We start from the raw sequence: 23,163 nt of genomic DNA, 5'->3' as shown, positions 1-23,163 counted from the left end.
CTGTTTTGATTCCGAGCCTGCCCCCAATGCGCCGATTTGCCCGCCCCAAGCCGCTGATTCTCATCGTCTCGATGATCGCATTGTTTGTGTTGATCGCGTTCGGCCAGCACCTGCGTCTGTTCGAGCGTGGCTGGTTCAACCTGCGCACGCTGTGGCAGCCGATGAGCACCCAGTCTATCGGCCTGGACCAGTACCGGGTGGTGGTGGAGGGGCAGGTCATTGAAGGGCTGGACGACGATGTTTCAGCGCTGACTTACGATCCGGTGCGCAAAAGCCTGTTTACCGTCACCAACAAGAACGCCGAGCTGATCGAGCTTTCCCTTGATGGCAAGATTGTGCGCCGCATCGCGCTGGTCGGTTTCGGCGATCCGGAAGCGGTGGAATTTATCAGTGCCGATACCTACGTGATTACGGATGAGCGCGAACAGCGGCTGATCAAGATCCATCTGGAGCCGGACACCACTTTTCTCGATTCCGCCGATGCTGAACAGATGACCCTTGGTGTGCACATGGCAGGCAACAAAGGTTTTGAAGGTCTGGCTTACGATTCGGTGGGCAAACGCCTGTTTGTCGCCAAAGAGCGTGACCCAATGCTGATCTACGAAGTGCACGGCTTTCCGCATTTCAATCCGGAAAAATCCTACGCGGTACACGTTGTGAACAATCCCAGGCGGGACGCCGGGATGTTCGTGCGCGATCTGTCGAGCCTGCAATATGACGAACGTAGCGGGCACTTGATGGCACTGTCCGACGAGTCGCGGCTGATTCTGGAGCTGGATGTGGACGGGCGACCGCTGAGCACCATGTCGCTGAGCAAGGGACGTCAGGGGCTGCAAAAGACCGTGCCGCAAGCGGAAGGGATCGCCATGGATGACGACGGCACGATGTACCTGGTGAGTGAGCCGAATCTGTTCTACGTCTTCAAGAAGCCAGCACAACCCTGACCCCCCCCCAAAAAACAACTGTGGGAGCGAGCCTGCTCGCCAAAGCGGTCTGCCAGTCAACATCTCTATCGACTGACAGGACCCGTTCGCGAGCAGGCTCGCTCCCACAGGTTTATCGGCGTGCCTGGCTTACTCGGCGCGCAGGGTCTTCACACCTTCACTGGTCCCCAGCAACAACAGATCCGCCGGGCGCGCCGCGAACAAGCCGTTGGTGACCACGCCGACGATCGCATTGATCTGTGTCTCCAGCTCCACCGGGTTGGTGATTTGCAGGTTGTAAACATCAAGGATGATGTTGCCGTTGTCGGTCAGCACGCCTTCACGGTAGACCGGGTCGCCGCCGAGCTTCACCAGTTGGCGGGCCACGTGACTGCGGGCCATCGGAATCACTTCCACCGGCAGCGGGAACGCGCCAAGTACCGGCACCAGTTTGCTGGCGTCGGCGATGCAGATGAAAGTCTTGGCCACGGCCGCGACAATCTTCTCGCGGGTCAGGGCCGCGCCGCCGCCCTTGATCAGGTTCAGGTGCTCGTCGCTTTCATCGGCGCCATCGACGTAGAACTCCAGGTCGCTGACCGTGTTGAGTTCGTACACCGGAATGCCATGGCCCTTGAGGCGGGCAGCGGTGGCCTCGGAACTGGCGACCGCGCCATCGAAGGCACCCTTGTGTTGCGCCAGGGCATCGATGAAGCAGTTGGCAGTGGAGCCGGTGCCGACCCCGACGATGCTCTTGTCGTCGAGTTTCGGAAGGATGAAGTCGACGGCGGCCTGAGCCACTGCCTGTTTGAGTTGATCCTGGGTCATGCGGGCTCCGGAAGCGGGCAAGGTAAGAACGGAAAGGCCGGCATTATAGCTCCATGTCGAGCTAAAACCTCTTGATTCGTGTGGTCGCCCGCCCAAAAGCCGGGTTAGACTCCGTGGTCCTGCCCAACCCGCTCAGTGATGCTTTCCGATGCTTGAACAGTACGTCAAAAAGATCCTCACCTCGCGCGTTTATGACGTTGCCGTAGAAACCCCATTGCAGACTGCCCGTCAGCTCTCCGAGCGGCTGGGCAACGAGATTTGGCTCAAGCGTGAAGACTTGCAGCCGGTGTTCTCGTTCAAGATTCGCGGCGCCTACAACAAGCTGACCCAATTGAGCGATGAAGAGCGCGCCCGTGGCGTGGTTACGGCTTCAGCCGGCAACCATGCGCAAGGCCTGGCCCTGGCGGCGAAGGTATTGGGTGTGAAAGCGACCATCGTCATGCCCAAGACCACCCCCGAGATCAAGGTTGAAGGCGTGCGTTCGCGCGGTGGCAAAGTGGTGCTGCACGGTGATTCGTTTCCCGAGGCCCTGGCCTACTCGCTGAAACTGGTCGACGAAAAAGGCTACGTCTACATTCACCCCTATGACGATCCCCATACTATTGCCGGGCAGGGCACGGTGGCCATGGAGATTCTGCGTCAGCATCCGGGACGCCTGGACGCTATTTTCGTCCCGGTGGGCGGCGGCGGCTTGATTGCCGGCATCGCGGCGTACGTCAAATACCTGCGTCCGGATATCAAGATCATCGGTGTCGAGCCGGACGATTCCAATTGCCTGCAAGCGGCCATGGCCGCGGGCGAGCGCGTGGTGCTGCCGACCGTGGGTATCTTCGCCGACGGCGTGGCGGTGGCCCAGATCGGCCAGCATACGTTCGATATCTGCAAAGATCATGTCGATGAAGTCATCACTGTCAGCACCGACGAGATCTGTGCGGCGATCAAGGACATCTACGACGATACCCGCTCGATCACCGAACCTGCCGGCGCCCTGGGCGTGGCCGGGATCAAGAAGTACGTGGAGCAGCGTGGCGTGACCGGCCACACGTTTGTGGCCATCGATTCCGGCGCCAACGTCAACTTCGATCGCCTGCGTCATGTGGCCGAGCGCGCCGAACTCGGCGAAGGCCGCGAAGCCATCATTGCCGTGACCATTCCCGAAAAACCGGGTAGCTTCAAGGCATTCTGCGAAGCCATCGGCAAGCGCCAGATCACTGAATTCAACTACCGCTACAACACCGGCAGCGAAGCGCACATCTTCGTTGGCGTGCAGACGCACCCCGACACGGACCCGCGCAGTGCATTGATCGCCAGCCTCGGTGAGCAGGGCTTCCCGGTAGTCGACCTGACTGACAACGAACTGGCCAAATTGCACATCCGTCACATGGTCGGCGGTCGCGCGGCGCATGTGGTGGATGAAGTGATCCTGCGTTTCGAATTCCCGGAGCGTCCGGGAGCGCTGTTCAACTTCCTCAACAAGCTGGGGGGGCGCTGGAACATCTCGATGTTCCACTACCGCAATCATGGTGCGGCGGATGGCCGCGTGGTCGCGGGCCTGCAAGTGCCTCACGACGAACGCCACCTGGTGCCGGCGGCGCTGGAAGAAATCGGCTACCCGTACTGGGATGAAAGCGACAACCCGGCCTATCAGCTGTTTCTTGGCTGAACGGCTACGCTGATGAGCACGGCATAAGGAAATCGAACCATGGAAACGTTAACGGCCCTGAAAGTGGCGCACATGGTGGCGACGGTGGTGGTGCTGCTGTGTGCGCTGGGCTTGGGGATCTGGGTGTGGCGAACCCGGCGTAATGGCGATGCAACGGCGGCAAGCCGCACCCTGCAATCGCCGCGAGTGTTCGTCTGGCTATTGATGGGGCTGGCGCTGCTGAGCATGCCGTTTACTGGCTGGTGGATGGTGCACCTGGTGGGCTGGCCGCTGGGGCAGGCCTGGCTGCTGGCGTCGAGCGTGCTCTACACCGTGGCGGCGCTGGCGTGGTTCTGGTTGCTGGTGCGGCTGAACAAAGTGCGCAAGACGCCGGGTGGCGTGGGCAAATTTACTTTTGCCTTGGCGTTGTTCAGCTTTGTCTGCTTCGTCGCGATTGCAGGGTTGATGGGCGCTAAACCGGTTTAACTCTTCAAACCAAGTTGCCCCATTCGCGAGCAGGCTCGCTCCCACAGGGAAGTTTGTGATGATCACACATCCACTGTGGAAGCGAGCCTGCTCGCGAAAGCGATTTCAATCGCGCAACGAAATTACCGGCCAGCCGCGCTTCTCGGCTTCGGCGCGCAGATTCGGATCCGGATCAACCGCAATCGGATTCGTCACCTGTTCCAGCAGCGGCAAGTCATTCATCGAGTCGCTGTAGAAGTAACTGTCTTCCAGGTTGTGCCCTGTCTCTTCCAGCCAACGATTCAACCGCGTCACCTTGCCTTCACGGAAGCACGGCACATCGGTGCTGCGCCCGGTGTAGCGGCCATCGATCATTTCGCATTCAGTGGCGATCAGGGTGTCGACGCCCAGGCGCTCGGCAATGGGACCTGTAACGAAGCGGTTGGTCGCCGTGATGATCACCAGTTTGTCGCCAGCATCGCGGTGTTGGGCCAGCAGTTCGAAGGCTTTGGGCAGCATGAGTTGGTCGATGCAATCGCGCATGAACTCGTTGTGCCATTGGTCCAGCGTGGCCATTTCGGTACGGCCAAGCACTTGCAGGCAGAAGTTCAGGTAGGCGTCGTTATCCAGCTTGCCAGCCAGGTAATCCTGATAGAACTCGTCGTTGCGCGCCTTGTAAGCAACGGCGTCGAGGAAGCCGCGCTCACAAAGATAGTCGCCCCAGGCGTGGTCGCTGTCGCCGCCCAGAAGGGTGTTGTCCAAGTCGAATAAAGCCAGCCGCATTGCAGTTACTCGCTGAAAAGTCTGTAGAGAGGCATCCAGAATACGGACTTTTCACAAGAGTGCACATAACGTAGTCCGGCGCGTTGCTGCCCTCACAACCTTTGTGGAACAATGCGGCGACATGCGTTTGCGAGGTTGTTGCCGTGATCGACCCCGATGGTTTCCGTCCTAATGTCGGGATCATTCTTACGAATGATGCTGGCCAGGTGCTATGGGCTCGCCGAATCAATCAAGATGCCTGGCAGTTTCCTCAAGGCGGGATCAACCCCCAGGAGACGCCGGAAGACGCCTTGTACCGCGAGTTGAACGAAGAAGTGGGCCTGGAGCGCGAAGATGTTGAAATACTCGCCTGCACCCGGGGCTGGTTGCGCTATCGTTTGCCGCAACGTCTGGTCAGGACCCACAGCCAACCGCTGTGCATCGGCCAGAAACAGAAATGGTTTCTCCTGCGCCTGATCTCCAACGAGCAGCGGGTGCGGATGGATTTGACCGGTAAACCGGAATTCGATGGCTGGCGCTGGGTCAGCTATTGGTATCCGTTGGGCCAGGTGGTGACATTCAAGCGCGAGGTGTATCGCCGCGCTCTCAAAGAGCTTGCCCCGCGCCTTTTAGCGCGCGACTGACGACGGAGTTCGACCCCGAGCCATGCTCAATACGCTGCGCAAGATCGTCCAGGAAGTTAACTCCGCCAAGGATCTCAAGGCGGCGTTGGGGATTATTGTGTTGCGCGTCAAAGAGGCCATGGGCAGCCAGGTCTGCTCGGTCTACCTGCTCGATCCCGAGACCAACCGTTTCGTGCTGATGGCCACCGAGGGCTTGAACAAGCGCTCGATCGGCAAGGTCAGCATGGCCCCCAATGAAGGTCTGGTCGGCCTGGTCGGCACGCGTGAAGAACCCCTGAACCTCGAAAACGCCGCGGATCACCCGCGCTACCGCTACTTTGCCGAAACCGGCGAAGAGCGCTACGCCTCGTTCCTCGGGGCGCCGATCATCCACCACCGTCGCGTCGTCGGCGTGTTGGTCATTCAGCAGAAAGAACGCCGCCAGTTCGATGAAGGTGAAGAGGCCTTCCTCGTGACCATGAGCGCGCAACTCGCCGGGGTAATCGCCCACGCCGAGGCCACCGGTTCGATCCGTGGCCTGGGCCGTCAGGGCAAAGGGATTCAAGAAGCCAAGTTCGTCGGCGTGCCAGGGTCACCGGGTGCGGCGGTCGGCACCGCAGTGGTCATGCTGCCACCGGCCGACCTGGATGTGGTTCCCGACAAGACCATCAGCGACATTGAAGCCGAACTCGGGTTGTTCAAGACCGCGATCGAAGGTGTGCGCGCTGACATGCGCACCCTGTCCGCCAAGCTCGCCACGCAATTGCGCCCCGAAGAGCGCGCCCTGTTTGACGTCTACCTGATGATGCTCGCCGACGAGGCGTTGGGCAGCGAAGTGACCACTGTGATCAAGACCGGGCAGTGGGCGCAAGGCGCCTTGCGCCAGGTGGTCACCGATCACGTCAACCGTTTCGAACTGATGGACGACGCCTATCTGCGTGAGCGTGCGTCGGACGTCAAGGACCTGGGGCGTCGCCTGCTCGCTTATTTGCAGGAAGAGCGTCAGCAAACCCTGGTCTACCCCGACAACACTATTCTGGTCAGCGAAGAGCTGACGCCGGCGATGCTTGGCGAGGTGCCGGAAGGCAAGCTGGCCGGTCTGGTTTCGGTACTCGGTTCCGGCAACTCCCACGTGGCGATCCTGGCACGCGCCATGGGCATTCCGACGGTGATGGGCCTGGTCGACCTGCCGTACTCCAAGGTCGACGGCATCCAGATGATCGTCGACGGCTACCACGGCGAGGTCTATACCAACCCGAGCGACGTGCTGCGCAAGCAGTTCGCCGAAATCGTCGAGGAAGAAAAACAACTGGCCCTGGGGCTCGATGCGCTGCGCGATCTGCCCTGCATCACGGTCGATGGGCATCGCATGCCGTTGTGGGTCAACACCGGCCTGCTGGCGGACGTGGCGCGGGCACAGAAGCGCGGCGCCGAAGGTGTCGGCCTGTACCGCACCGAAGTGCCGTTCATGATCAATCAGCGTTTCCCGAGTGAAAAGGAACAACTGGCGATCTACCGGGAGCAACTCGCCGCGTTCCACCCGCAACCGGTGACCATGCGTACCCTGGACATCGGCGGCGACAAGTCGCTGTCGTACTTCCCGATCAAGGAAGACAACCCGTTCCTCGGCTGGCGCGGCATACGCGTGACCCTGGACCACCCGGAAATCTTCCTGGTGCAGACCCGTGCCATGCTCAAGGCCAGTGAAGGCCTGAACAACCTGCGGATTCTGCTGCCGATGATCTCCGGCACCCATGAACTGGAAGAAGCCCTGCACCTGATCCACCGGGCCTGGGGTGAAGTGCGCGACGAAGGCTGCGACGTGCCGATGCCGCCGATTGGCGTGATGATCGAGATTCCGGCGGCGGTGTATCAGACCAAGGAACTGGCGCGGCAGGTGGACTTCCTGTCGGTCGGCTCCAATGACCTGACCCAGTATCTACTGGCCGTGGACCGGAACAACCCGCGGGTGGCCGACCTCTACGACTACCTGCACCCGGCGGTGCTGCAAGCCCTGCAAACCGTGGTGCGTGACGCCCATGCCGAAGGCAAGCCGGTGAGTATCTGCGGCGAGATGGCCGGTGATCCGGCGGCGGCCGTGCTGTTGATGGCGATGGGTTTCGACAGCTTGTCGATGAACGCCACCAACTTGCCGAAAGTGAAGTGGATGTTGCGCCAGATCAATCTGAGCAAGGCCAGGGAATTACTGGCTGAGCTAATGACCATCGACAACCCGCAAGTGATCCACAGCTCGCTGCAACTGGCGCTGAAGAACCTCGGGTTGGCGCGGATGATCAATCCGGCGGCGATCAAGCCTCACTAACCCTGCGGCGCCCTATTCGCGAGCAGGCTCGCTCCCACAGGGATCTCGAGTGAACACAAATTTTGTGACCGATCGAGAACTCCTGTGGGAGCGAGCCTGCTCGCGAAGAAGTCCGAGCTGACAGCAACGATCTAAAGCAGAATCTCCACTTCCCCAAGATGCCCGCCATACGGCCCGAAACTTCTTTCAACCATTTGCAGCGTGCCGTCCGCCTGCACAATCAACGCCGTACTTGCCCGAGTCCCATAACTCTGGCTGGCAATGAACACGCTCGACAGCAGCGTCTCGGTGGCCAGCCCCACGCCGGTGTCCGGCAGATCGGTAAACGGTGCTTGCTGGGCATCGCTGAGCAACGCCAACAGTGCCTGAGGGTGCGGATCGTCCAGCACTTCGTTCAATGCGGCCTTGGCCTTGAGCAGTTTTGGCCATGGCGTATCCAGCCCGGCGTTCGACAGCCCATAAACCCCGGGAGGCAGCGTCACGGCTTCCGATTCCCGGGCATTGAAGTGCCAGAGCTCATGGGAATTTCCAACCAGCAGGTTAAATCCGCTGTATTCCGGTGAACGTGCGACAACGTCGGCTAAATAGTCATCGATCGGTATTTCACCAGTGAGGAAGCGTGCCACCAGTTCACCCCGGGATTTGCGCCCTGGGGGGCGATGGGGATCGCGGATGTTGGTCAGTGCGGCAAACCGCCCTTTGGCGCTGACGCCGAGCCAGGTGCCCCCGGCCTCCAGGTCGCGCCCGGCGTGCACCTGTGGTGCTTCGGGCCATGGCGCCAGCGGCAGGCTGGGGCGGGCATAGAACTCGTCGCGGTTGGCCGCCACGATCAGCGGCTGGGCATGACCCGGTCGCCAGGCGAAAACAATCAGGCACATAAGGTGGTCCTTGTGTGTTTTTTTACCCACTCTACGCAGTCAGGGGGCGGGTATCCATCGTCATCCAGTGGAGCCGGAGGCCATGCATCCGTTACCATGCCGCTCCGGTTTTGGGGATGCACCATGGAATTTCTGCTCTATCTGGCGCTAGGCGCCTGCGCAGGCGTGCTGGCCGGGCTGTTCGGGGTCGGTGGCGGGATCATTATCGTCCCGGTGCTGGTATTCAGTTTCAAGGCGCAAGGTTTCGATCCGTCGATCCTGACGCACCTCGCGGTCGGTACATCACTGGCGACGATCATCTTTACCTCGGTCAACGCCGTGCGCGAGCACCATCGCCGTGGCGCCGTGCGCTGGCCGATATTCGTGTGGATGACCGCCGGCATTCTGATCGGTGCCGGATTCGGCGCCCTGACCGCCGAAGCGATTTCCGGACCCAACCTGCAAAAGATCATCGGTGTGTTCGCCCTGGTGATCGCCGCGCAGCTGGCGCTGGACCTCAAACCCCGGTCCAGTCGAACCGTACCGGGTAAAGTCGGGCTGACCGTGGCCGGTAGCGTGATCGGTTGGGCCTCGGCGATTTTCGGGATTGGCGGTGGTTCGCTGACTGTGCCGTTCCTGACCTGGCGCAGCGTGCCGATGCAACAGGCGGTGGCGACCTCGTCGGCGTGCGGCCTGCCGATCGCGTTGGCAAGTGCATTAAGTTTCATGATTCTAGGCTGGCACGATCCCCTGTTGCCGGCCCATAGTCTCGGTTTTGTTTATTTGCCGGCAGTGCTGGGCATTGCCCTGACCAGCATGGTCTTTGCCCGCTTCGGTGCGCGACTGGCACACAATTTGTCGCCAAAGTTGCTGAAAAGACTGTTTGCGGCTTTGCTGTTCTGCGTTGGTCTGAGCTTTCTAGCCTAAAGCATCTGCTCTGACGCGCGGCGCAATCCTGGCTTAATCCTGAGGTGACAGCGTCGCCCGGGAATTTGAAGATTTGAACGCTAATAAGGAGTCGCAATGCTGCCTTACCCGCAGATCGACCCGGTGGCCCTGGCCATTGGTCCGCTGAAAATTCACTGGTACGGCTTGATGTACCTGATCGGCATCGGCGGCGCCTGGTGGCTGGCGTCACGCCGGTTGAACCGCTTCGACCCGACCTGGACCAAGGAAAAACTCTCCGACATGGTGTTCTGGATGTCGATGGGGGTAATCGTCGGTGGGCGCCTGGGGTATGTGCTGTTCTACGATCTGCATGCCTACCTGGCCAACCCGACGCTGATATTTGAAGTGTGGAAGGGCGGCATGTCATTCCACGGCGGCTTCATCGGCGTGATGCTGGCAGCGCTCTGGTTCGGCAAGAAGAACAACAAGTCGTTCTTCCAGCTGATGGACTTCGTTGCACCGATGGTGCCGATCGGCCTGGGCGCCGGGCGCATCGGCAACTTCATCAATGCAGAGCTGTGGGGCAAGGCGACCGACGTGCCATGGGCGATGATTTTCCCGCCGTTCAGCGACCCGGCGCAGTTGCCGCGTCACCCGTCGCAGCTGTATCAGTTTGCACTGGAAGGCGTGGCGCTGTTTCTGATCCTGTGGCTGTTCTCGCGCAAACCTCGGCCAACCATGGCGGTGTCGGGCATGTTCGCGCTGTTCTATGGCATTTTCCGTTTCATCGTCGAATTCGTCCGCGTGCCGGACGCGCAACTGGGCTATCTGGCCTGGAACTGGCTGACCATGGGTCAGGTCTTGTGCGTGCCGATGATCGTCGGTGGTCTGTTCCTGATCTGGCTGGCGTATCACCGCGCTCCGGCCACTCCAGCGGCAGCCGTATAAATTCGAACCCCGCAGCGATGGCTGCGGGTTCAAGGACACAGGTAACTCATGAAGCAATATCTCGAACTGGTCGCCCACGTCATCAAGAACGGCACCAAACAAGCCAACCGCACCGGCGTGAATACCATCAGCTTTCCTGGCGCGATGCTGCGTTATGACCTGCAGGAAGGTTTCCCGGCGATCACCACGCGCAAGATGGCCTTCAAATCGGCCATCGGCGAGATGTGCGGTTTTCTGCGTGGCGTGAACAACGCTGCCGAGTTCCGTGCGCTGGGCTGCAAGGTCTGGGACCAGAACGCCAACGAAAACGCCCAGTGGCTGGCCAACCCGTTCCGTCAGGGCGAAGACGACCTCGGCGAAATCTACGGCGTGCAATGGCGCAAATGGCCAGCGTACAAGCAGATTCCGGTCAGCAACCCGGCCGCCATCGAACAGACCCTGAAGCAAGGCTACCGTCAGATCGCCGAAGGCGAGGAAAACGGCCAGGCCTACGTGGTGCTGTACAAGGCCATCGATCAGGTTCGCCAGTGCGTCGACACCATCATCAAGGACCCGGGCAGCCGCCGCATCCTGTTCCACGGCTGGAACGTCGCCCAACTCGATGAAATGGCCCTGCCGCCGTGCCACTTGCTGTACCAGTTCCACCCGAATGTCGAGACCAAAGAGATCTCTTTAACGCTCTACATCCGCTCCAACGACCTGGGCCTGGGCACGCCGTTCAACCTCACCGAAGGCGCCGCGCTGTTGAGCCTGATCGGTCGCCTGACCGGTTACACGCCGCGCTGGTTCACCTATTTCATCGGCGACGCCCACGTCTACGAAAACCACCTGGACATGCTCAACGAACAGCTTAAGCGCGAGCCGTTCCCGATGCCGAAACTGAAGATTTCCGACCGTGTGCCGGAGTTTGCCAAGACTGGTGATTATCAGCCTGAGTGGCTGGAACGGGTCGAGCCGAGCGATTTTTCGCTGGAAGGCTACGAGCACCATGCGCCGATGACGGCGCCGATGGCGGTCTGAAGACAAATCGTAAAACCTGTGGGAGCGAGCAGGCTTGCTCCCACAGTGGTTTTATAGTGCTCTCAGTGGCCGTGGCTGCGGCCCACATGGGAATGCTCCACCTCGGTCGCAACAACCCCGCCACTCACTTCCAGTCGCTGCAAAATCCCGCATTGATCGATATCCGGTCCTTCGCTGCAGCGTTGGCGCAGGTCGAGCAGTTGGGTCTGGAGCGCCAGCAACCCATCGATCCGCGCCTTGACGTGATGGATGTGCTCGTCGATCAGCGCGTTGACGCTTTCGCACTGGTCCTGCGGGCTGTCGCGAAAGGCCAGCAGGCTGCGGATTTCTTCGAGGGTCATGTCGAGGGTGCGGCAGTTGCGGATGAAGGTCAGGCGCTCGGCGTGGGCCTGGGTGTAGACACGATAGTTGCCATCGCTGCGTGCCGGTTCCGGCAGCAGGTTTTCGCGTTCGTAATAGCGGATTGTTTCAACCGCACAATCCGTGAGTTTCGCCAGCTCTCCGATCTTCATGACGACGATCTCCAAAAAGGGTGCTTGACCCTATAGTGGCTACAGGGTCTTTACTTGGCAACAGGCACTTTTATGGACGAAACCCATGAGCGATTCCCTGCACACCCACAAACCCGAAGATGCTTGCTGCAGCACATTCAAACCCGTGAAGCCTCATGTACAGGGTGGCCATGGTGATACTTGCTGTTCGTCGAAAGTCGCAGCGCCCGCGCTGATCCAGTTGAGCGAGGCGCCCAGTGCCGATGCGCGGCTGAGCAGTTTCCGCATCGAAGCGATGGACTGCCCCACCGAGCAAACGCTGATTCAGAACAAGTTAGGAAAACTGACCGGTGTGCAGCAGCTGGAGTTCAATCTGATTAATCGGGTGCTGGGTGTCACGCACAACCTGACGAGTACCGCGCCGATCATCGACGCCATCAAGTCCCTTGGCATGCAGGCCGAGCCGCTGGAGCAGGGCGCCGAAGCACCGGCAACGACACCGGGGAAAAAGCCCTGGTGGCCGTTGGCACTGTCCGGCGCCGGTGCTCTGGTGGCGGAAGTGATCCACTTCACCAGCGCCGCGCCGAACTGGGTAGTCGCGGTTATCGCTTTGATCTCAATCCTCAGTGGCGGCCTTGGCACCTATAAAAAGGGCTGGATCGCCCTGAAGAACCTCAACCTGAACATCAACGCGCTGATGAGCATCGCGGTGACGGGGGCGATCTTGATCGGGCAGTGGCCAGAAGCAGCGATGGTGATGTTCCTGTTCACCGTGGCCGAGTTGATCGAAGCCAAATCCCTGGATCGCGCACGCAACGCCATCAGCGGCCTGATGCAGATGACCCCGGAACAGGCGACGGTGCTGCAGGCCGACGGTAGTTGGGCCGCGCAAGACGTGAAAGCCATCGACCTTGGTGCGCGGGTACGGGTGCGACCCGGCGAGCGAATCGGCCTGGATGGCGAGGTGTTGGTGGGCAATTCGACCATCGATCAGGCGCCGATTACCGGTGAAAGCCTGCCGGTGGAGAAAACCGTTGGCGACAAAGTGTTCGCCGGCACGATCAATCAGGCCGGTTCACTGGAATATGCCGTGACCGCCGCGGCGAACCATTCGACCCTGGCGCGGATCATCCACGCCGTTGAACAAGCCCAGGGCGCGCGAGCGCCGACTCAGAGATTCGTCGACAGTTTCTCGAAAATCTACACCCCGGCGGTGTTCCTCCTGGCCCTGGCGGTGGCGATGATTCCGCCGCTGTTCATGAATGCACTGTGGTTTGACTGGATCTACCGCGCCCTGGTGTTGTTGGTCGTCGCCTGCCCCTGTGCCTTGGTGATCTCCACTCCGGTGACCATCGTCAGCGGCCTCGCGGCGGCGGCGCGCAAGGGCATTCTGGTAAAGGGCGGCGTTTATCTGGAAGGCGGCTACAAGCTCGATTACCTGGCCCTGGACAAGACCGGCACCCTTACCCATGGCAAGCCGGTGCAGACCGATTACCTTTCGCTCGATCCCACCGCCGATGCATTGGCCCCGGTGATTGCCGCGGCGTTGGCCGCTCGTTCGGATCACCCGGTGTCGCGGGCCATCGCCAACGAGGTTGTGGATAAACAATCGGCGCCGCTGGCTGTGGATAACTTCGAGGCCCTGGGCGGGCGCGGGGTGCGCGGCGAGATTAACGGCAAGCTCTACCACTTGGGCAACCATCGCTTGGTCGAAGACCTGGGTCTGTGCTCGCCGGCGCTGGAAGACAAGCTGTTCGCCCTGGAAAAACAGGGCAAGTCGGTGGTGCTGTTGCTCGACCAGTACGGCCCGTTGGCGCTGTTCGCCGTGGCGGACACGGTGAAGGCGTCCAGCCGCGAAGCGATCCAGCAACTGCACGAGCTGGGCGTCAAAACCCTGATGCTGACCGGCGATAATGTCCACACCGCGCAGGCGATTGCCGCGCAGGTCGGCATCGACCAGGCACAGGGTGACTTGCTTCCGACCGATAAGCTGCAAGCCATCGAAGCGCTTTATGCACAGGGCCATCACGTCGGGATGGTCGGCGACGGCATCAACGACGCCCCGGCGCTGGCGCGTTCGCAGATTGGTTTCGCCATGGCCGCTGCCGGCACCGATACCGCCATCGAGACCGCCGATGTCGCCCTGATGGACGACGATCTCCGCAAAATCCCAACCTTCATCCGTCTGTCGCGGCAGACCTCGAGCATCCTCAAACAGAACATCGCCCTGGCATTGATCATCAAGGCGATCTTTCTTGGGGTAACCTTCGCCGGGCTCGCTACCATGTGGATGGCAGTGTTTGCCGACATGGGCGTGAGCCTGTTGGTGGTGTTCAACGGTTTGCGCCTGCTGCGCAAATAGAAGAGGGATGGTTGTGCTGAGTGCCGAGCTGAAGGCGTTTTACATGGTTGCCCGCCTGGGCAGCATTACCCTGGCAGCGAAAAAGCTCGGCCTGAGCCAGCCGACGGTGACGACTCAGATTCGCAACCTCGAAAGCCAGTACTCGGTGGAACTGTTCTACCGTGGCGGGCGCCGTCTCAGCGTCAGCGAAGAAGGGGCGCGCCTGCTGCCGATGGTCAAGGCGTTGATGCAGCAGGAAGCCGACATCGAGTTTTTCCTGCGTAACAGCGGCCAGGTTCAAGGTACATTGCGCATCGCCGCCACGGCGCCGTATTACATCCTCGATCTGGTGAAAACCTTTCGCGAGCGTCTGCCGCAGGTGGCGGTGTCGGTGGAAATCGGCAACTCCCAGCAGGTGCTCGAAGCGCTGGAGGAATACCGGGTCGATGTCGCGGCGTCGTCGCAGTTGCTGGAGGATGCGCGGTTGATTCGACGGGTACTCGGCCGCGATCCGCTGGTGCTGGCGGTGCATCGCAACCATCCGTTGGCGTTCCACGACCACGTGCCGCTCAGCGCGCTGGCCGGACACACCTTGTTGATGCGCGAACCGGGCTCGACCACCCGGCGCTTGACCGAAGAGTTGCTGGCCGGCGCCGGAGTGGGTGTCGGGCCATTGCTGGAGATCGGCAGCCGCGAGTCAATCCGCGAAGCGGTGCTGCGCAACATCGGCATCAGCCTCATCGCCCGCCAGGAAGTGCCCCACGATCCACAGTTGCGGGTGCTTACCATCGAGAATGCGCCCTTGCTGCCGGAGTATTTGTATTGCCTCAAGGAGCGCAAAAACGCGCGGTTACCAGCGGCGTTTTTGGGGGTGGCGCAGGAAATGTCCCCGGCCTGAGATCTGCGTTGGCTGTACCGGCGCCTTCGCGAGCAGACAGCGCATCATTTAACCAAAATCCGCGAATACCACTATCGGCCGATTTTGCCTCACTGCCATATGACGGACGCATTGCAACCCTAGGATGGCTTTCATCTGCCAGATGAGGTCCGTCCATGAACAACTCGATCGCCACTGCCCTGACCAACCCCGGCGCGCCAATGACAGTGCGCGGCGTGCACAAGCGTTTCGGTGCCTTCACCGCACTGGATAACGTGTCCCTCGACGTGACGGCCGGTGAGCTGGTCTGTCTGCTCGGGCCGTCCGGTTGTGGCAAAACCACGTTGTTGCGTTGCATCGCTGGTCTTGAACGGCAGGACCGCGGCGAGTTGTACCTGGGCGACCGCGACGTTTCCCACCTGGCCCCACAAGCTCGGGACTACGGCATTCTGTTTCAGTCCTACGCGCTGTTTCCCAATCTCACTGTCGAAGCGAACATCGCCTACGGCCTGGCCGGCAGGGGGCGCGATGAAGTGCGTCAGCGCGTCGGGCAGATGCTCGAACTGGTCGGCCTGAGCGGCAGTGAGAAAAAGTACCCAGGCCAATTGTCCGGTGGTCAGCAGCAACGGGTCGCGCTGGCACGGGCCTTGGCACCGGCGCCGTCGTTGTTGCTGCTGGATGAACCGATGTCGGCCCTCGACGCCCGTGTCCGTGAGCACCTGTGTACCGAACTGCGTCAACTGCAACGGGAGCTCGGCGTCACCACCCTGATGGTCACCCACAATCAGGACGAGGCCATGTTGATGGCGGACCGCATCGCTGTGATGAACAACGGCAAGGTCGAGCAATACGCCACGCCGCAGGAAATCTATAACCGCCCGGCGACGCCATTCGTGGCGGAGTTCGTCGGCCAGGGCAACTGGTTGCCATTCCACAGCGGCAGCGACAGTCACGCCCGGGTCGGTGGGATGAACCTGCGCCTGGCCGAGGGCAGCGCCAAGACCGCCTCGGGCCGTTTGTTCTGCCGTCCCGAAGCCATCAACGTCAACCCTGTGGTACACGAAGAAAACCTGTTCCCGGCCAAGGTTCGTGAAATCACCTTCCTCGGCAACCGCTGCCGCATGAGCTTCGAGCTCGATCAACTGCCGGGTCACGCTTTGCTGGCCGAACTGGCACCGGACGCCATGCCGCGTCTCGGTGCGCAGCAGATCATGGTTGCCTTGCCACCGCGCAGCCTGCAGGTGTTTGCCTGATGAGCGCGAACATCGCGCTGCCGCTGCCGCGCAAGCAGGTGCGGCCAGTCTCTCGTGCCGAGATCGGTGATCGGTTGTTTGTGGTCGGCGGCAAAGTCCTGTTGCTGGTGTTGCTTGGCGTCGCTGTATTGATGCCGTTGCTGGCCATCTTCTGGCGCGGCTTCAGTTCCGAAGCCGGGCAGGGCGGTGGCTGGCTGGCGGCGCGGGAATTGATGACCAGTGCCAACTTCCACTGGCTGCTGGGTAACAGCCTCAAGGTTTCTCTCAGCGTTGCGGCCATTGTCGTTCCGCTGGCCTACCTGTTTGCCTACGCCCTGCAACGCACGCTGATTCCGGGCAAAGGCATCTGGCGCGGGATCTCGTTGCTGCCACTGATGGCGCCATCGATGCTGCCGGGCATTGCGCTGGTTTATCTGTTTGGCAACCAGGGCATGCTGCGTGGGTTGCTCTCGGACAATATCTACGGCTTCTGGGGCATTGTGCTGGGGGAGGTCATCTACACCTTCCCACACGCGTTGATGATTCTGCTGTCAGCCCTGGCCCTGGCGGATGCGCGTCTGTTCGATGCCGCGTCCAGCATGGGCGCCGGTCCGGTTAAAGCGTTTCGCAGCATCACCTGGCCGGCGACGCGCCAGGCAGTATTCGCCGCGTTCTGCCTGGTGTTCACCTTGACCATTACCGACTTCGGCGTGCCCGTGGTGGTCGGTGGCGACTATCAAGTGCTGGCGCTGGAAGCCTACAAAGCTGTGGTCGGTCAACAGCAATTCGGTCGAGGTGCCTTGATCGGCATGGTGTTGCTGCTGCCGGCGCTGTGCAGCTTCGGCGTCGACGCCTGGTTGCGTCGCCGTCATGGCGATTCCATGAGCGGTCGGGCGCAAGTTTTCAAACCGGCGCCGTCGAAGCTGCGTGACGGCTGTTACCTGGTCATCGTGCTGCTGATTTGCGCTGCGTTGCTGATGGTGTTCGGCATGGCAGTGTTCTCGTCGCTGGTGAAATTCTGGCCATACAACCTGTCGTTGTCTTTGAACCACTACCAGTTCAACGACACGGCGGGCGGTGGCTGGCTGGCCTACGGCAACAGCGTGAAGATGGCGTTGTGCACGGCGCTGATCGGCAGTGTGCTGATCTTCACCGGTGCCTACCTGATGGAAAAAACCAAGGGCCAGCGGGGACTGAATCTGACGCTGCGCATGCTCAGTTTCGTACCGATGGCGGTACCGGGTCTGGTGCTTGGCCTGGGTTATGTCTTCTTCTTCAACCTCACCAGCAATCCGCTACACGTGCTCTACGGGACCATGACCCTGCTGGTTGTCTGCACCATTGCTCACTATTTGACCACCGCGCAAATGACCGCGACCACCGCATTGCGCCAGCTCGACGCCGAGTTCGAAGCAGCCGCGCTGTCGCTAAAGGCGCCGCTTTACCGGCATTACCTGCGGGTCACCGTGCCGATTTGCCTGCCGGCGCTGCTGGACATCGTGCGCTATCTGTTCGTTTCTGCCATGACCACCGTCTCGGCAGCGATCTTCCTTTACAGCCCCGACACCATCCTCGCGGCGGTGGCGGTACTGAACATGGACGACGCCGGCAACGTCGGCGGCGCGGCGGCGATGTCGACCCTGATTCTATTCACCTCGGCAGGCGTGTCCCTGCTGCTGGCCTGGGCTTCGCGTGGCCTGCTGCGCCGCTCACAGGCTTGGCGACAGACCACGCCCGGTCATTGACTCCGTACAAACCCCCTCAACTCAAAAACAGGAAAAGATCATGTTCAAGCCTATGGCCCTGGCCGCTGCTGTCCTCACCGCTTTCAGCCTGAACGCCTTTGCGGCGAACACCGAGTTGACGGTGTACACCGCCCTCGAAGCCGAGCAACTCAAGACCTACAAGCAGGCCTTCGAAAAAGCCAACCCGGACGTCGAGATCAAATGGGTGCGCGACTCCACCGGCATCATCACCGCCAAATTGCTCGCCGAAAAAGACCGCCCACAAGCCGACGCCGTATGGGGCTTAGCGGCTTCAAGCCTGGCCATCCTCGACCAGCAAGGCATGCTGCAAAGCTATGCACCTAAGGACCTGGGCAAAATCGGCGGCAACTACCGCGATGCCGCCAACCCGCCGGCGTGGGTCGGCATGGATGTGTGGGCCGCGACCATTTGCTTCAATACCGTCGAAGCCGAAAAGCAAGGCCTGACCAAACCTGTGAGCTGGCAAGACCTGACCAAGCCTGAGTACAAAGGCAAGATCGTCATGCCTAACCCAGCCTCGTCCGGTACCGGTTTCCTCGACGTCAGCGCCTGGTTGCAGACCTTCGGCGAGAAGCAGGGCTGGCAGTACATGGACGACCTGCACCAGAACATCGGCCAGTATGTTCACTCCGGCTCCAAACCCTGCAAACTGGCAGCGGCGGGTGAATTCCCGATTGGTATTTCCTTTGAATACCCGGCTGTACAACTGAAGCGCCAGGGCGCGCCGCTGGACATCATCCTGCCGAAAGAAGGGCTGGGCTGGGAGATCGAAGCGACTGCCGTGATCAAAGGCACACCCCATGAAGACGCCGCAAAGAAGCTCGCGGACTTCTCGGCCAGTCCTGAGGCAATGGAGTTGTACAAACAGAACTTCGCTGTGCTCGCCCAACCGGGTATCGCCAAGCCACAGACCGAATTGCCGGCTGACTATGAGCAGCGTTTGATCAAGAACGACTTTGCCTGGGCGTCGAAGAACCGCGACGAAATCCTGGCCGAGTGGCGCAAGCGCTATGACGGCAAGTCCGAGAAAGTGGCGGCTAAGTAAGATCTTCAGTGCCTGATCGGGCCTCTTCGCGGGCCCGCTCCCACAGGGGGATGTGGTCACCTGGGGGAGCGAGCCTGTTCGCGAAAGCGGTCTACCATTCAACGCAAATCCCACTTCATCGAGAGATTTCTGATGAACCACAACGAACAGGTGGTCGCTAAGGTGTTCGCCCTGTACGAACGCTTCGGCGACAGCGATTACATCGGTGAACCGGTGTCGCAGATCGAACACATGTCCCAGGCCGCGCAGTGTGCGATGGCCGAAGGCTTCGATGACGAAGTGGTGCTCGCCGCGTTTTTCCACGACATCGGGCATATCTGCGCTGAAGGTGCCGAGAACATGGGCGGCTTTGGTGTGGTCAGCCATGAACGGCTGGGCGCCGATTACCTGCGCAGCGCTGGTTTCAGCGAGCGCATGGCGCGTTTGGTGGAGTATCACGTTCAGGCCAAGCGCTACCTGACGCTCAGGGAGCCGGGGTATCACGAGCGTTTGAGCGAGGCCAGCCGCCGGACGTTGGCGTATCAGGGTGGGGTGATGACGGCTGCCGAAGCTGCGGCCTTCGAACAGGACCCGCTGTGCGAAGTCAGTCTGCGCATGCGGCAGTGGGATGAGCAGGCCAAGGAGATGCATGTGCCGGTCATTGATCTTGGCATCTTGAAGGAAAAAGCGGCGCGTCTGCTGGATGCATAGCATTGCTGGACCGAGGTGCGGCCTTCGCGAGCCCGCTCGCGAAGGGGCCGGCCCATACAACGCCGCCCCTACAGTTGCTGCGCCAATGCTTCAATCTGCTCCTGCCGCTCCGCCTGATTCAACTTCGCATGCGTATTGAGCGACGACCACTGCGGATGCGCGCGCGCCTTGTTCAGGGCTTCGGGCAACTTGCCTTCGCGCCAGGATTTGTCCTGGGGCGTGGCCACCTGGATGCTGTCTATCGCCGCGTGCCCACGGGCGTCCAGCGCTTGCAGCAGTTGCCGCTGGCGTAGCGCCAGCAGCCGCAGCACCTGATCATCGACAGTCAGTTCACGCTGGCCTTTGATCTTGCCCAACAACCGGCTGCCATAACTGCGCGCGGTTTGCAGGGCGCCACCGGCGATGGCCCCGGCCAGTGCGGCGGCGCCAAGCGTAATGCCACCGACCAGCAAGTCGACTCCAGCCCCGGCTGCCGCGCCAGCCGCGATCCCGCCGCCGACCCGCACGCCCAGTTGCTTGAGGGTTTCGGGGTTGAACAGGTCATCGCCCCAACGGCCGTCGAGCAGCGGCAAGTCGCTGGCCGCCGCGTCTTGTGGGCGGAAGGCATAGAGCTTGAGCAGGGCTTCGACGCAACGCTGCTCCCGTTGGCGAACGGCTTTGCGCAGGTCGCCAATGGCTTGCTGCTCCTGCTCGGCCTCGCTGACCACGCTGCGACGGCAGGCGGCGCAATCGATCAATAATTCGGCTATCAGACGCGCCGCACTTTGTTGGCGGGCCAGGCGTTGAGCCTGTTGATCGGCAATCAACCGCTCAAGTTGTGGACGAGCATGTTCCAACAGAAGTGCGAGGCTTTCATAGAGTCGGCGCTCGCCATCCTCCGGCGGCGCGACGCTGTCGAATCGCACCAACGCATGCAGGCCCAGGCGCGCCAGTGCTTCACGCCACGCCGGTTCGCGGTGATTGGCGCTGCTGACGAAATTCAGCACCGGCAGCAGCGGCTTGCCACACCCAGCCAGCACTTCCAGTTCGTCGCGGTACTTGGCCAGCACCGGTTCGCGGGCGTCGATCACGTAGAGGCCGGCATCGCAGGTCAGCAGCTGTCGCAGTACTTTGGCTTCCTGTTCGAAACGCTGCCGCGCTTCACTGCCTTCCAGGAATCGCGTCAGTCGCGCCGGGCCGTCGAGGCGTTCGCCGGGGCGCTCCAGGCGTTCGAGGTAATCGAGCAGGGCGATGGCGTCTTCCAGGCCGGGTGTGTCGAACAAGTCGAGCAAGGGTTCGCCGTCCACCGACAAGCGCGCACCCTCGACATGGCGCGTGGTGCTGGGACGATGGGAGACTTCGCCGAAGCCGACATCCCGGGTCAGGGTTCGCAGCAACGAGGTTTTGCCGACGTTGGTGTGGCCGACCACGGCGAGTTTGAGAGGCCCGCTTCTGATATTAGTCATGACCCGTCTCCAGCCAACTCAGCGGCGCACAATCGGCAAACGGCAGCTCCAACTGTTGCAGTGCTGCATGCCAATCACCAAGGCGGTCGGCATCCAGCGCTTCGCCGGGCGGCGGTTGCAGCAGCCATACGCGAGTGGCGCTGGCGCTACGGGCCAGTTCGGCGATCAGCGCCAGGCTGCCGCGATCTGGCGAACGCTGTGGATCGCAAGCGATGGCCAGGCGGGCCGGGGGGAAACGGCTGAGCTGTTCGAGGAGTTTGTGTCGCGATTCACGGCTGTCGAGAATGCCGGCGTTGCTCACATTCTTCGGCAATTGCGGCGGCCATGGGCGTTGGTCATCCAGCTCGATGGCCACCAGCAATGCGCCGTCGCTTTGTTGGTCGCTGACGCCGCTTTGAACCCGATGCAGTTGCGCAGGCGCTTCATCGCTAATACCCAGGCGTTCGCTGGTGGGCATCAGACGCTCACGCAACTGCGCATAACCGGGCAGGTTCAAATCCAGATGCAGCTTTGCTTGACCGCTTTTCCAACGCCACAGGCAAAACACCGCCAGCAGCAGTCGCGGTATAACGCCAAAGACCAGCAGCACACCGACCAGCCAGGCAGCCCAGGCCTGGCGGGCGCTTTCGATGTTCAGCGCGGCATCGCCACTGGCACGGATCATTTCTTCGGTCGGTACGCTGAAACCGAGCGCTGCCGGCAGGGCGCCGAGGCCTTGGGTCATGGTGATAAAGGTGTTCGCACCCAGCAGGGTCGTTTCCCAGACGAAACCGTAGCGCCGGGTGGCCATCAGGGTCAGCAGCATCACCAGCGCACTGAGCATGGCCAGCAACCATAAACCGTTGACCAGTGCGCCGATGGCCCACCGATTGAGTTTCTGTCGTTGCAACAACAAGAGCAGGGCAGGCGCCAACTGTGCGGCCTTGGCGTCGCGGGCGAGCTTTTCGCTGAGCCATAACCACAGGCGTCCAAGGCTGGCGCCGTGCTCGCCGGCAAACACCAGACCTATCGCCCAGCTCAGCAGCAAAATCAGATTGAGCCCGAGCAGACTCCCCAAAGCCCAGAACACATTCACCGGTGTCTGCCCATCGCCCAGCGCGGCAAACGCCAGGCCGGTGCCGCTGACCACGGCTAGCACCGCCAGTACGATCAACGCCAGTCGTGCCCCTTGTAGCCAGTGCTTGAGCGCGTCGCCCAAACCATCCCGTTCGGCCAGCCACAGGGCCCGGCGTTGAATGCGTGTCGGCAGGTCGCCGCCCGCGCTGCGGGCCAGGCGATTGGCTTCCAGGTCTTCCAGGGGACCTGCATGTTCTTCGCGCAGGCGAATGGTTTCTGTCAGCCAGAGGTTATTCAGTTCAGTCACGCGGCATCCCGTCGCTTAATTGAGCTGTGAGCATAACCGCTGTGGCGCTTATCGGGGTAAGCGAGGCTCTGGTATCCTCGCCGGCATGACTAAATCACTCCCCCTCAGCTTGATCGCAGCCCTCGGTGAAAACCGTGTGATCGGCATCGACAACAGCATGCCCTGGCACTTGCCGGGGGACTTCAAATACTTCAAGGCCACTACCCTGGGCAAGCCGATCATCATGGGGCGCAAGACCTGGGATTCCCTCGGTCGTCCGTTGCCGGGTCGCTTGAACATCGTGGTCAGCCGTCAGGCGGATCTGGTGCTGGAAGGCGCGGAGGTTTATCCGTCGCTGGAAGCCGCCGTGGTTCGCGCCGAGCAATGGGCGAAAGAGCAGGGTGTCGATGAGCTGATGCTGATTGGCGGGGCGCAGTTGTATGCGCAGGGGCTGGCGCAGGCTGATCGGTTGTATTTGACGCGCGTGGCGTTGAGCCCGGAAGGGGATGCGTGGTTTCCGGAGTTTGATTTGAAGGAATGGAAGCTGGTTTCCAACATCGAGAATCCGGCAGTAGATGACAAACCGGCGTACAACTTCGAAGTCTGGGAAAAAGCCTAAAAGCATCGCCAGCAGGCTGGCTCCCACAGTGGGTTTGAG

Annotated in this window: 21 protein-coding genes; 15 read left to right on the top strand and 6 right to left on the bottom strand. The window is 61.2% G+C overall.

The window, feature by feature from the left end; translation table 11 throughout:
• Positions 1-26: 26 nt before the first annotated feature.
• Positions 27-944 carry an SdiA-regulated domain-containing protein gene (locus AC07ZE_RS28355; protein ID WP_207267643.1) on the top strand — a complete coding sequence of 306 codons (918 nt, stop codon included), beginning with the start codon at positions 27-29 and terminating at the stop codon, positions 942-944.
• A 129-nt stretch (positions 945-1,073) separates the two neighbouring features.
• Here the strand turns inward: AC07ZE_RS28355 and rpiA are convergent, their stop codons facing one another.
• Positions 1,074-1,748, bottom strand: a complete 675-nt coding sequence (gene rpiA, locus AC07ZE_RS28350) for a ribose-5-phosphate isomerase RpiA (protein ID WP_207267642.1) — start codon at positions 1,746-1,748, stop codon at positions 1,074-1,076.
• 148 nt (positions 1,749-1,896) lie between these two features.
• Here rpiA and ilvA point away from each other — a divergent pair, with 148 nt between their 5' ends.
• Positions 1,897-3,411, top strand: a complete 1,515-nt coding sequence (ilvA, locus tag AC07ZE_RS28345; protein WP_121104196.1) for a threonine ammonia-lyase, biosynthetic — start codon at positions 1,897-1,899, stop codon at positions 3,409-3,411.
• A 39-nt stretch (positions 3,412-3,450) separates the two neighbouring features.
• The gene (locus AC07ZE_RS28340; protein WP_207267641.1) at positions 3,451-3,876 is read left to right on the top strand and encodes a DUF2269 domain-containing protein; all 426 of its coding nucleotides are present in this window, start codon (positions 3,451-3,453) and stop codon (positions 3,874-3,876) included.
• 105 nt (positions 3,877-3,981) lie between these two features.
• On the opposite strand, the gene AC07ZE_RS28335 is transcribed toward AC07ZE_RS28340, so the two are convergent.
• Entirely contained in the window at positions 3,982-4,638 is a 657-nt protein-coding gene (locus tag AC07ZE_RS28335) for a histidinol-phosphatase (RefSeq protein WP_207267640.1), read from the bottom strand.
• A 143-nt stretch (positions 4,639-4,781) separates the two neighbouring features.
• Between AC07ZE_RS28335 and AC07ZE_RS28330 the strand changes: the two genes are divergently transcribed.
• Together AC07ZE_RS28330 and ptsP are read left to right on the top strand one after the other, a co-directional pair.
• Positions 4,782-5,261 carry an RNA pyrophosphohydrolase gene (locus tag AC07ZE_RS28330; RefSeq protein WP_007897732.1) on the top strand — a complete coding sequence of 160 codons (480 nt, stop codon included), beginning with the start codon at positions 4,782-4,784 and terminating at the stop codon, positions 5,259-5,261.
• Between the two features lie 22 nt (positions 5,262-5,283).
• Positions 5,284-7,563: a phosphoenolpyruvate--protein phosphotransferase gene (gene ptsP, locus AC07ZE_RS28325; protein ID WP_207267639.1), complete on the top strand. Its 2,280-nt coding sequence runs from the start codon at positions 5,284-5,286 to the stop codon at positions 7,561-7,563.
• Positions 7,564-7,694: 131 nt separating this feature from the next.
• On the opposite strand, the gene AC07ZE_RS28320 is transcribed toward ptsP, so the two are convergent.
• On the bottom strand, positions 7,695-8,441 hold the full coding sequence (locus tag AC07ZE_RS28320) for an NRDE family protein (RefSeq protein WP_207267638.1): 747 nt from the start codon (positions 8,439-8,441) through the stop codon (positions 7,695-7,697).
• A 123-nt stretch (positions 8,442-8,564) separates the two neighbouring features.
• On the opposite strand from AC07ZE_RS28320, the gene AC07ZE_RS28315 reads away from it, so the two are divergent.
• The 3 genes from AC07ZE_RS28315 (at position 8,565) to AC07ZE_RS28305 (ending at position 11,276) form a co-directional block, all read left to right on the top strand.
• Positions 8,565-9,347 (top strand): sulfite exporter TauE/SafE family protein, encoded by a 783-nt coding sequence (locus tag AC07ZE_RS28315; RefSeq protein ID WP_207267637.1) that lies wholly within the window; start codon positions 8,565-8,567, stop codon positions 9,345-9,347.
• Between the two features lie 96 nt (positions 9,348-9,443).
• Complete coding sequence (gene lgt / locus AC07ZE_RS28310; RefSeq protein ID WP_095196328.1) at positions 9,444-10,256, top strand: prolipoprotein diacylglyceryl transferase; 813 nt, start codon at positions 9,444-9,446, stop codon at positions 10,254-10,256.
• A 48-nt stretch (positions 10,257-10,304) separates the two neighbouring features.
• On the top strand, positions 10,305-11,276 hold the full coding sequence (locus AC07ZE_RS28305) for a thymidylate synthase (RefSeq protein WP_207267636.1): 972 nt from the start codon (positions 10,305-10,307) through the stop codon (positions 11,274-11,276).
• Between the two features lie 62 nt (positions 11,277-11,338).
• Here the strand turns inward: AC07ZE_RS28305 and cadR are convergent, their stop codons facing one another.
• On the bottom strand, positions 11,339-11,788 hold the full coding sequence (cadR, locus tag AC07ZE_RS28300; RefSeq protein WP_007987649.1) for a Cd(II)/Pb(II)-responsive transcriptional regulator: 450 nt from the start codon (positions 11,786-11,788) through the stop codon (positions 11,339-11,341).
• Between the two features lie 85 nt (positions 11,789-11,873).
• Here cadR and AC07ZE_RS28295 point away from each other — a divergent pair, with 85 nt between their 5' ends.
• From AC07ZE_RS28295 to AC07ZE_RS28270, 6 genes are all read left to right on the top strand, one after another.
• A complete protein-coding gene (locus tag AC07ZE_RS28295; protein ID WP_207267635.1) occupies positions 11,874-14,129 on the top strand; it encodes a heavy metal translocating P-type ATPase in 2,256 nt (751 codons plus the stop codon).
• Between the two features lie 13 nt (positions 14,130-14,142).
• A complete protein-coding gene (locus AC07ZE_RS28290) occupies positions 14,143-15,006 on the top strand; it encodes a LysR family transcriptional regulator (RefSeq protein WP_207267902.1) in 864 nt (287 codons plus the stop codon).
• Positions 15,007-15,161: 155 nt separating this feature from the next.
• Entirely contained in the window at positions 15,162-16,238 is a 1,077-nt protein-coding gene (locus AC07ZE_RS28285) for a putative 2-aminoethylphosphonate ABC transporter ATP-binding protein (RefSeq protein ID WP_207267634.1), read from the top strand.
• A complete protein-coding gene (locus AC07ZE_RS28280) occupies positions 16,238-17,962 on the top strand; it encodes a putative 2-aminoethylphosphonate ABC transporter permease subunit (protein ID WP_207267633.1) in 1,725 nt (574 codons plus the stop codon). The genes AC07ZE_RS28285 and AC07ZE_RS28280 overlap by 1 nt, the downstream gene beginning before the upstream one ends.
• A 40-nt stretch (positions 17,963-18,002) precedes the next feature.
• On the top strand, positions 18,003-19,028 hold the full coding sequence (locus AC07ZE_RS28275; RefSeq protein ID WP_207267632.1) for a putative 2-aminoethylphosphonate ABC transporter substrate-binding protein: 1,026 nt from the start codon (positions 18,003-18,005) through the stop codon (positions 19,026-19,028).
• 132 nt (positions 19,029-19,160) lie between these two features.
• Positions 19,161-19,718 carry a phosphonate degradation HD-domain oxygenase gene (locus AC07ZE_RS28270; RefSeq protein ID WP_207267631.1) on the top strand — a complete coding sequence of 186 codons (558 nt, stop codon included), beginning with the start codon at positions 19,161-19,163 and terminating at the stop codon, positions 19,716-19,718.
• 68 nt (positions 19,719-19,786) lie between these two features.
• Here the strand turns inward: AC07ZE_RS28270 and AC07ZE_RS28265 are convergent, their stop codons facing one another.
• Both AC07ZE_RS28265 and AC07ZE_RS28260 read right to left on the bottom strand, forming a co-directional pair.
• Entirely contained in the window at positions 19,787-21,163 is a 1,377-nt protein-coding gene (locus AC07ZE_RS28265) for a GTPase/DUF3482 domain-containing protein (protein WP_207267630.1), read from the bottom strand.
• Entirely contained in the window at positions 21,156-22,526 is a 1,371-nt protein-coding gene (locus tag AC07ZE_RS28260; protein ID WP_207267629.1) for a DUF2868 domain-containing protein, read from the bottom strand. Before AC07ZE_RS28260 ends, AC07ZE_RS28265 begins: the two co-directional genes overlap by 8 nt.
• Positions 22,527-22,611: 85 nt before the next feature.
• Between AC07ZE_RS28260 and AC07ZE_RS28255 the strand changes: the two genes are divergently transcribed.
• Complete coding sequence (locus tag AC07ZE_RS28255) at positions 22,612-23,124, top strand: dihydrofolate reductase (protein WP_207267628.1); 513 nt, start codon at positions 22,612-22,614, stop codon at positions 23,122-23,124.
• The last annotated feature ends 39 nt before the right edge of the window (positions 23,125-23,163 follow it).

The organism is Pseudomonas sp. GW101-3H06 (genome assembly GCF_059424605.1).
The sequence above is the reverse complement of the archived record's forward strand: the minus strand, read 5'-3'. Positions and strand labels throughout refer to the sequence as shown.

Bases quoted from the DNA above. Each gene is read 5' to 3' on its own strand.
- AC07ZE_RS28295 (WP_207267635.1), top strand. From the start codon at position 11,874: ATGAGCGATTCCCTGCACACCCACAAACCCGAAGATGCTTGCTGCAGC.
- AC07ZE_RS28315 (WP_207267637.1), top strand. From the start codon at position 8,565: ATGGAATTTCTGCTCTATCTGGCGCTAGGCGCCTGCGCAGGCGTGCTG.
- AC07ZE_RS28275 (WP_207267632.1), top strand. From the start codon at position 18,003: ATGTTCAAGCCTATGGCCCTGGCCGCTGCTGTCCTCACCGCTTTCAGC.
- AC07ZE_RS28340 (WP_207267641.1), top strand. From the start codon at position 3,451: ATGGAAACGTTAACGGCCCTGAAAGTGGCGCACATGGTGGCGACGGTG.
- cadR (WP_007987649.1), bottom strand. From the start codon at position 11,788: ATGAAGATCGGAGAGCTGGCGAAACTCACGGATTGTGCGGTTGAAACA.
- AC07ZE_RS28265 (WP_207267630.1), bottom strand. From the start codon at position 21,163: ATGACTAATATCAGAAGCGGGCCTCTCAAACTCGCCGTGGTCGGCCAC.
- AC07ZE_RS28305 (WP_207267636.1), top strand. From the start codon at position 10,305: ATGAAGCAATATCTCGAACTGGTCGCCCACGTCATCAAGAACGGCACC.
- AC07ZE_RS28355 (WP_207267643.1), top strand. From the start codon at position 27: ATGCGCCGATTTGCCCGCCCCAAGCCGCTGATTCTCATCGTCTCGATG.
- rpiA (WP_207267642.1), bottom strand. From the start codon at position 1,748: ATGACCCAGGATCAACTCAAACAGGCAGTGGCTCAGGCCGCCGTCGAC.
- AC07ZE_RS28285 (WP_207267634.1), top strand. From the start codon at position 15,162: ATGAACAACTCGATCGCCACTGCCCTGACCAACCCCGGCGCGCCAATG.
- AC07ZE_RS28270 (WP_207267631.1), top strand. From the start codon at position 19,161: ATGAACCACAACGAACAGGTGGTCGCTAAGGTGTTCGCCCTGTACGAA.
- AC07ZE_RS28255 (WP_207267628.1), top strand. From the start codon at position 22,612: ATGACTAAATCACTCCCCCTCAGCTTGATCGCAGCCCTCGGTGAAAAC.
- ptsP (WP_207267639.1), top strand. From the start codon at position 5,284: ATGCTCAATACGCTGCGCAAGATCGTCCAGGAAGTTAACTCCGCCAAG.
- AC07ZE_RS28280 (WP_207267633.1), top strand. From the start codon at position 16,238: ATGAGCGCGAACATCGCGCTGCCGCTGCCGCGCAAGCAGGTGCGGCCA.
- AC07ZE_RS28320 (WP_207267638.1), bottom strand. From the start codon at position 8,441: ATGTGCCTGATTGTTTTCGCCTGGCGACCGGGTCATGCCCAGCCGCTG.
- lgt (WP_095196328.1), top strand. From the start codon at position 9,444: ATGCTGCCTTACCCGCAGATCGACCCGGTGGCCCTGGCCATTGGTCCG.
- ilvA (WP_121104196.1), top strand. From the start codon at position 1,897: ATGCTTGAACAGTACGTCAAAAAGATCCTCACCTCGCGCGTTTATGAC.
- AC07ZE_RS28335 (WP_207267640.1), bottom strand. From the start codon at position 4,638: ATGCGGCTGGCTTTATTCGACTTGGACAACACCCTTCTGGGCGGCGAC.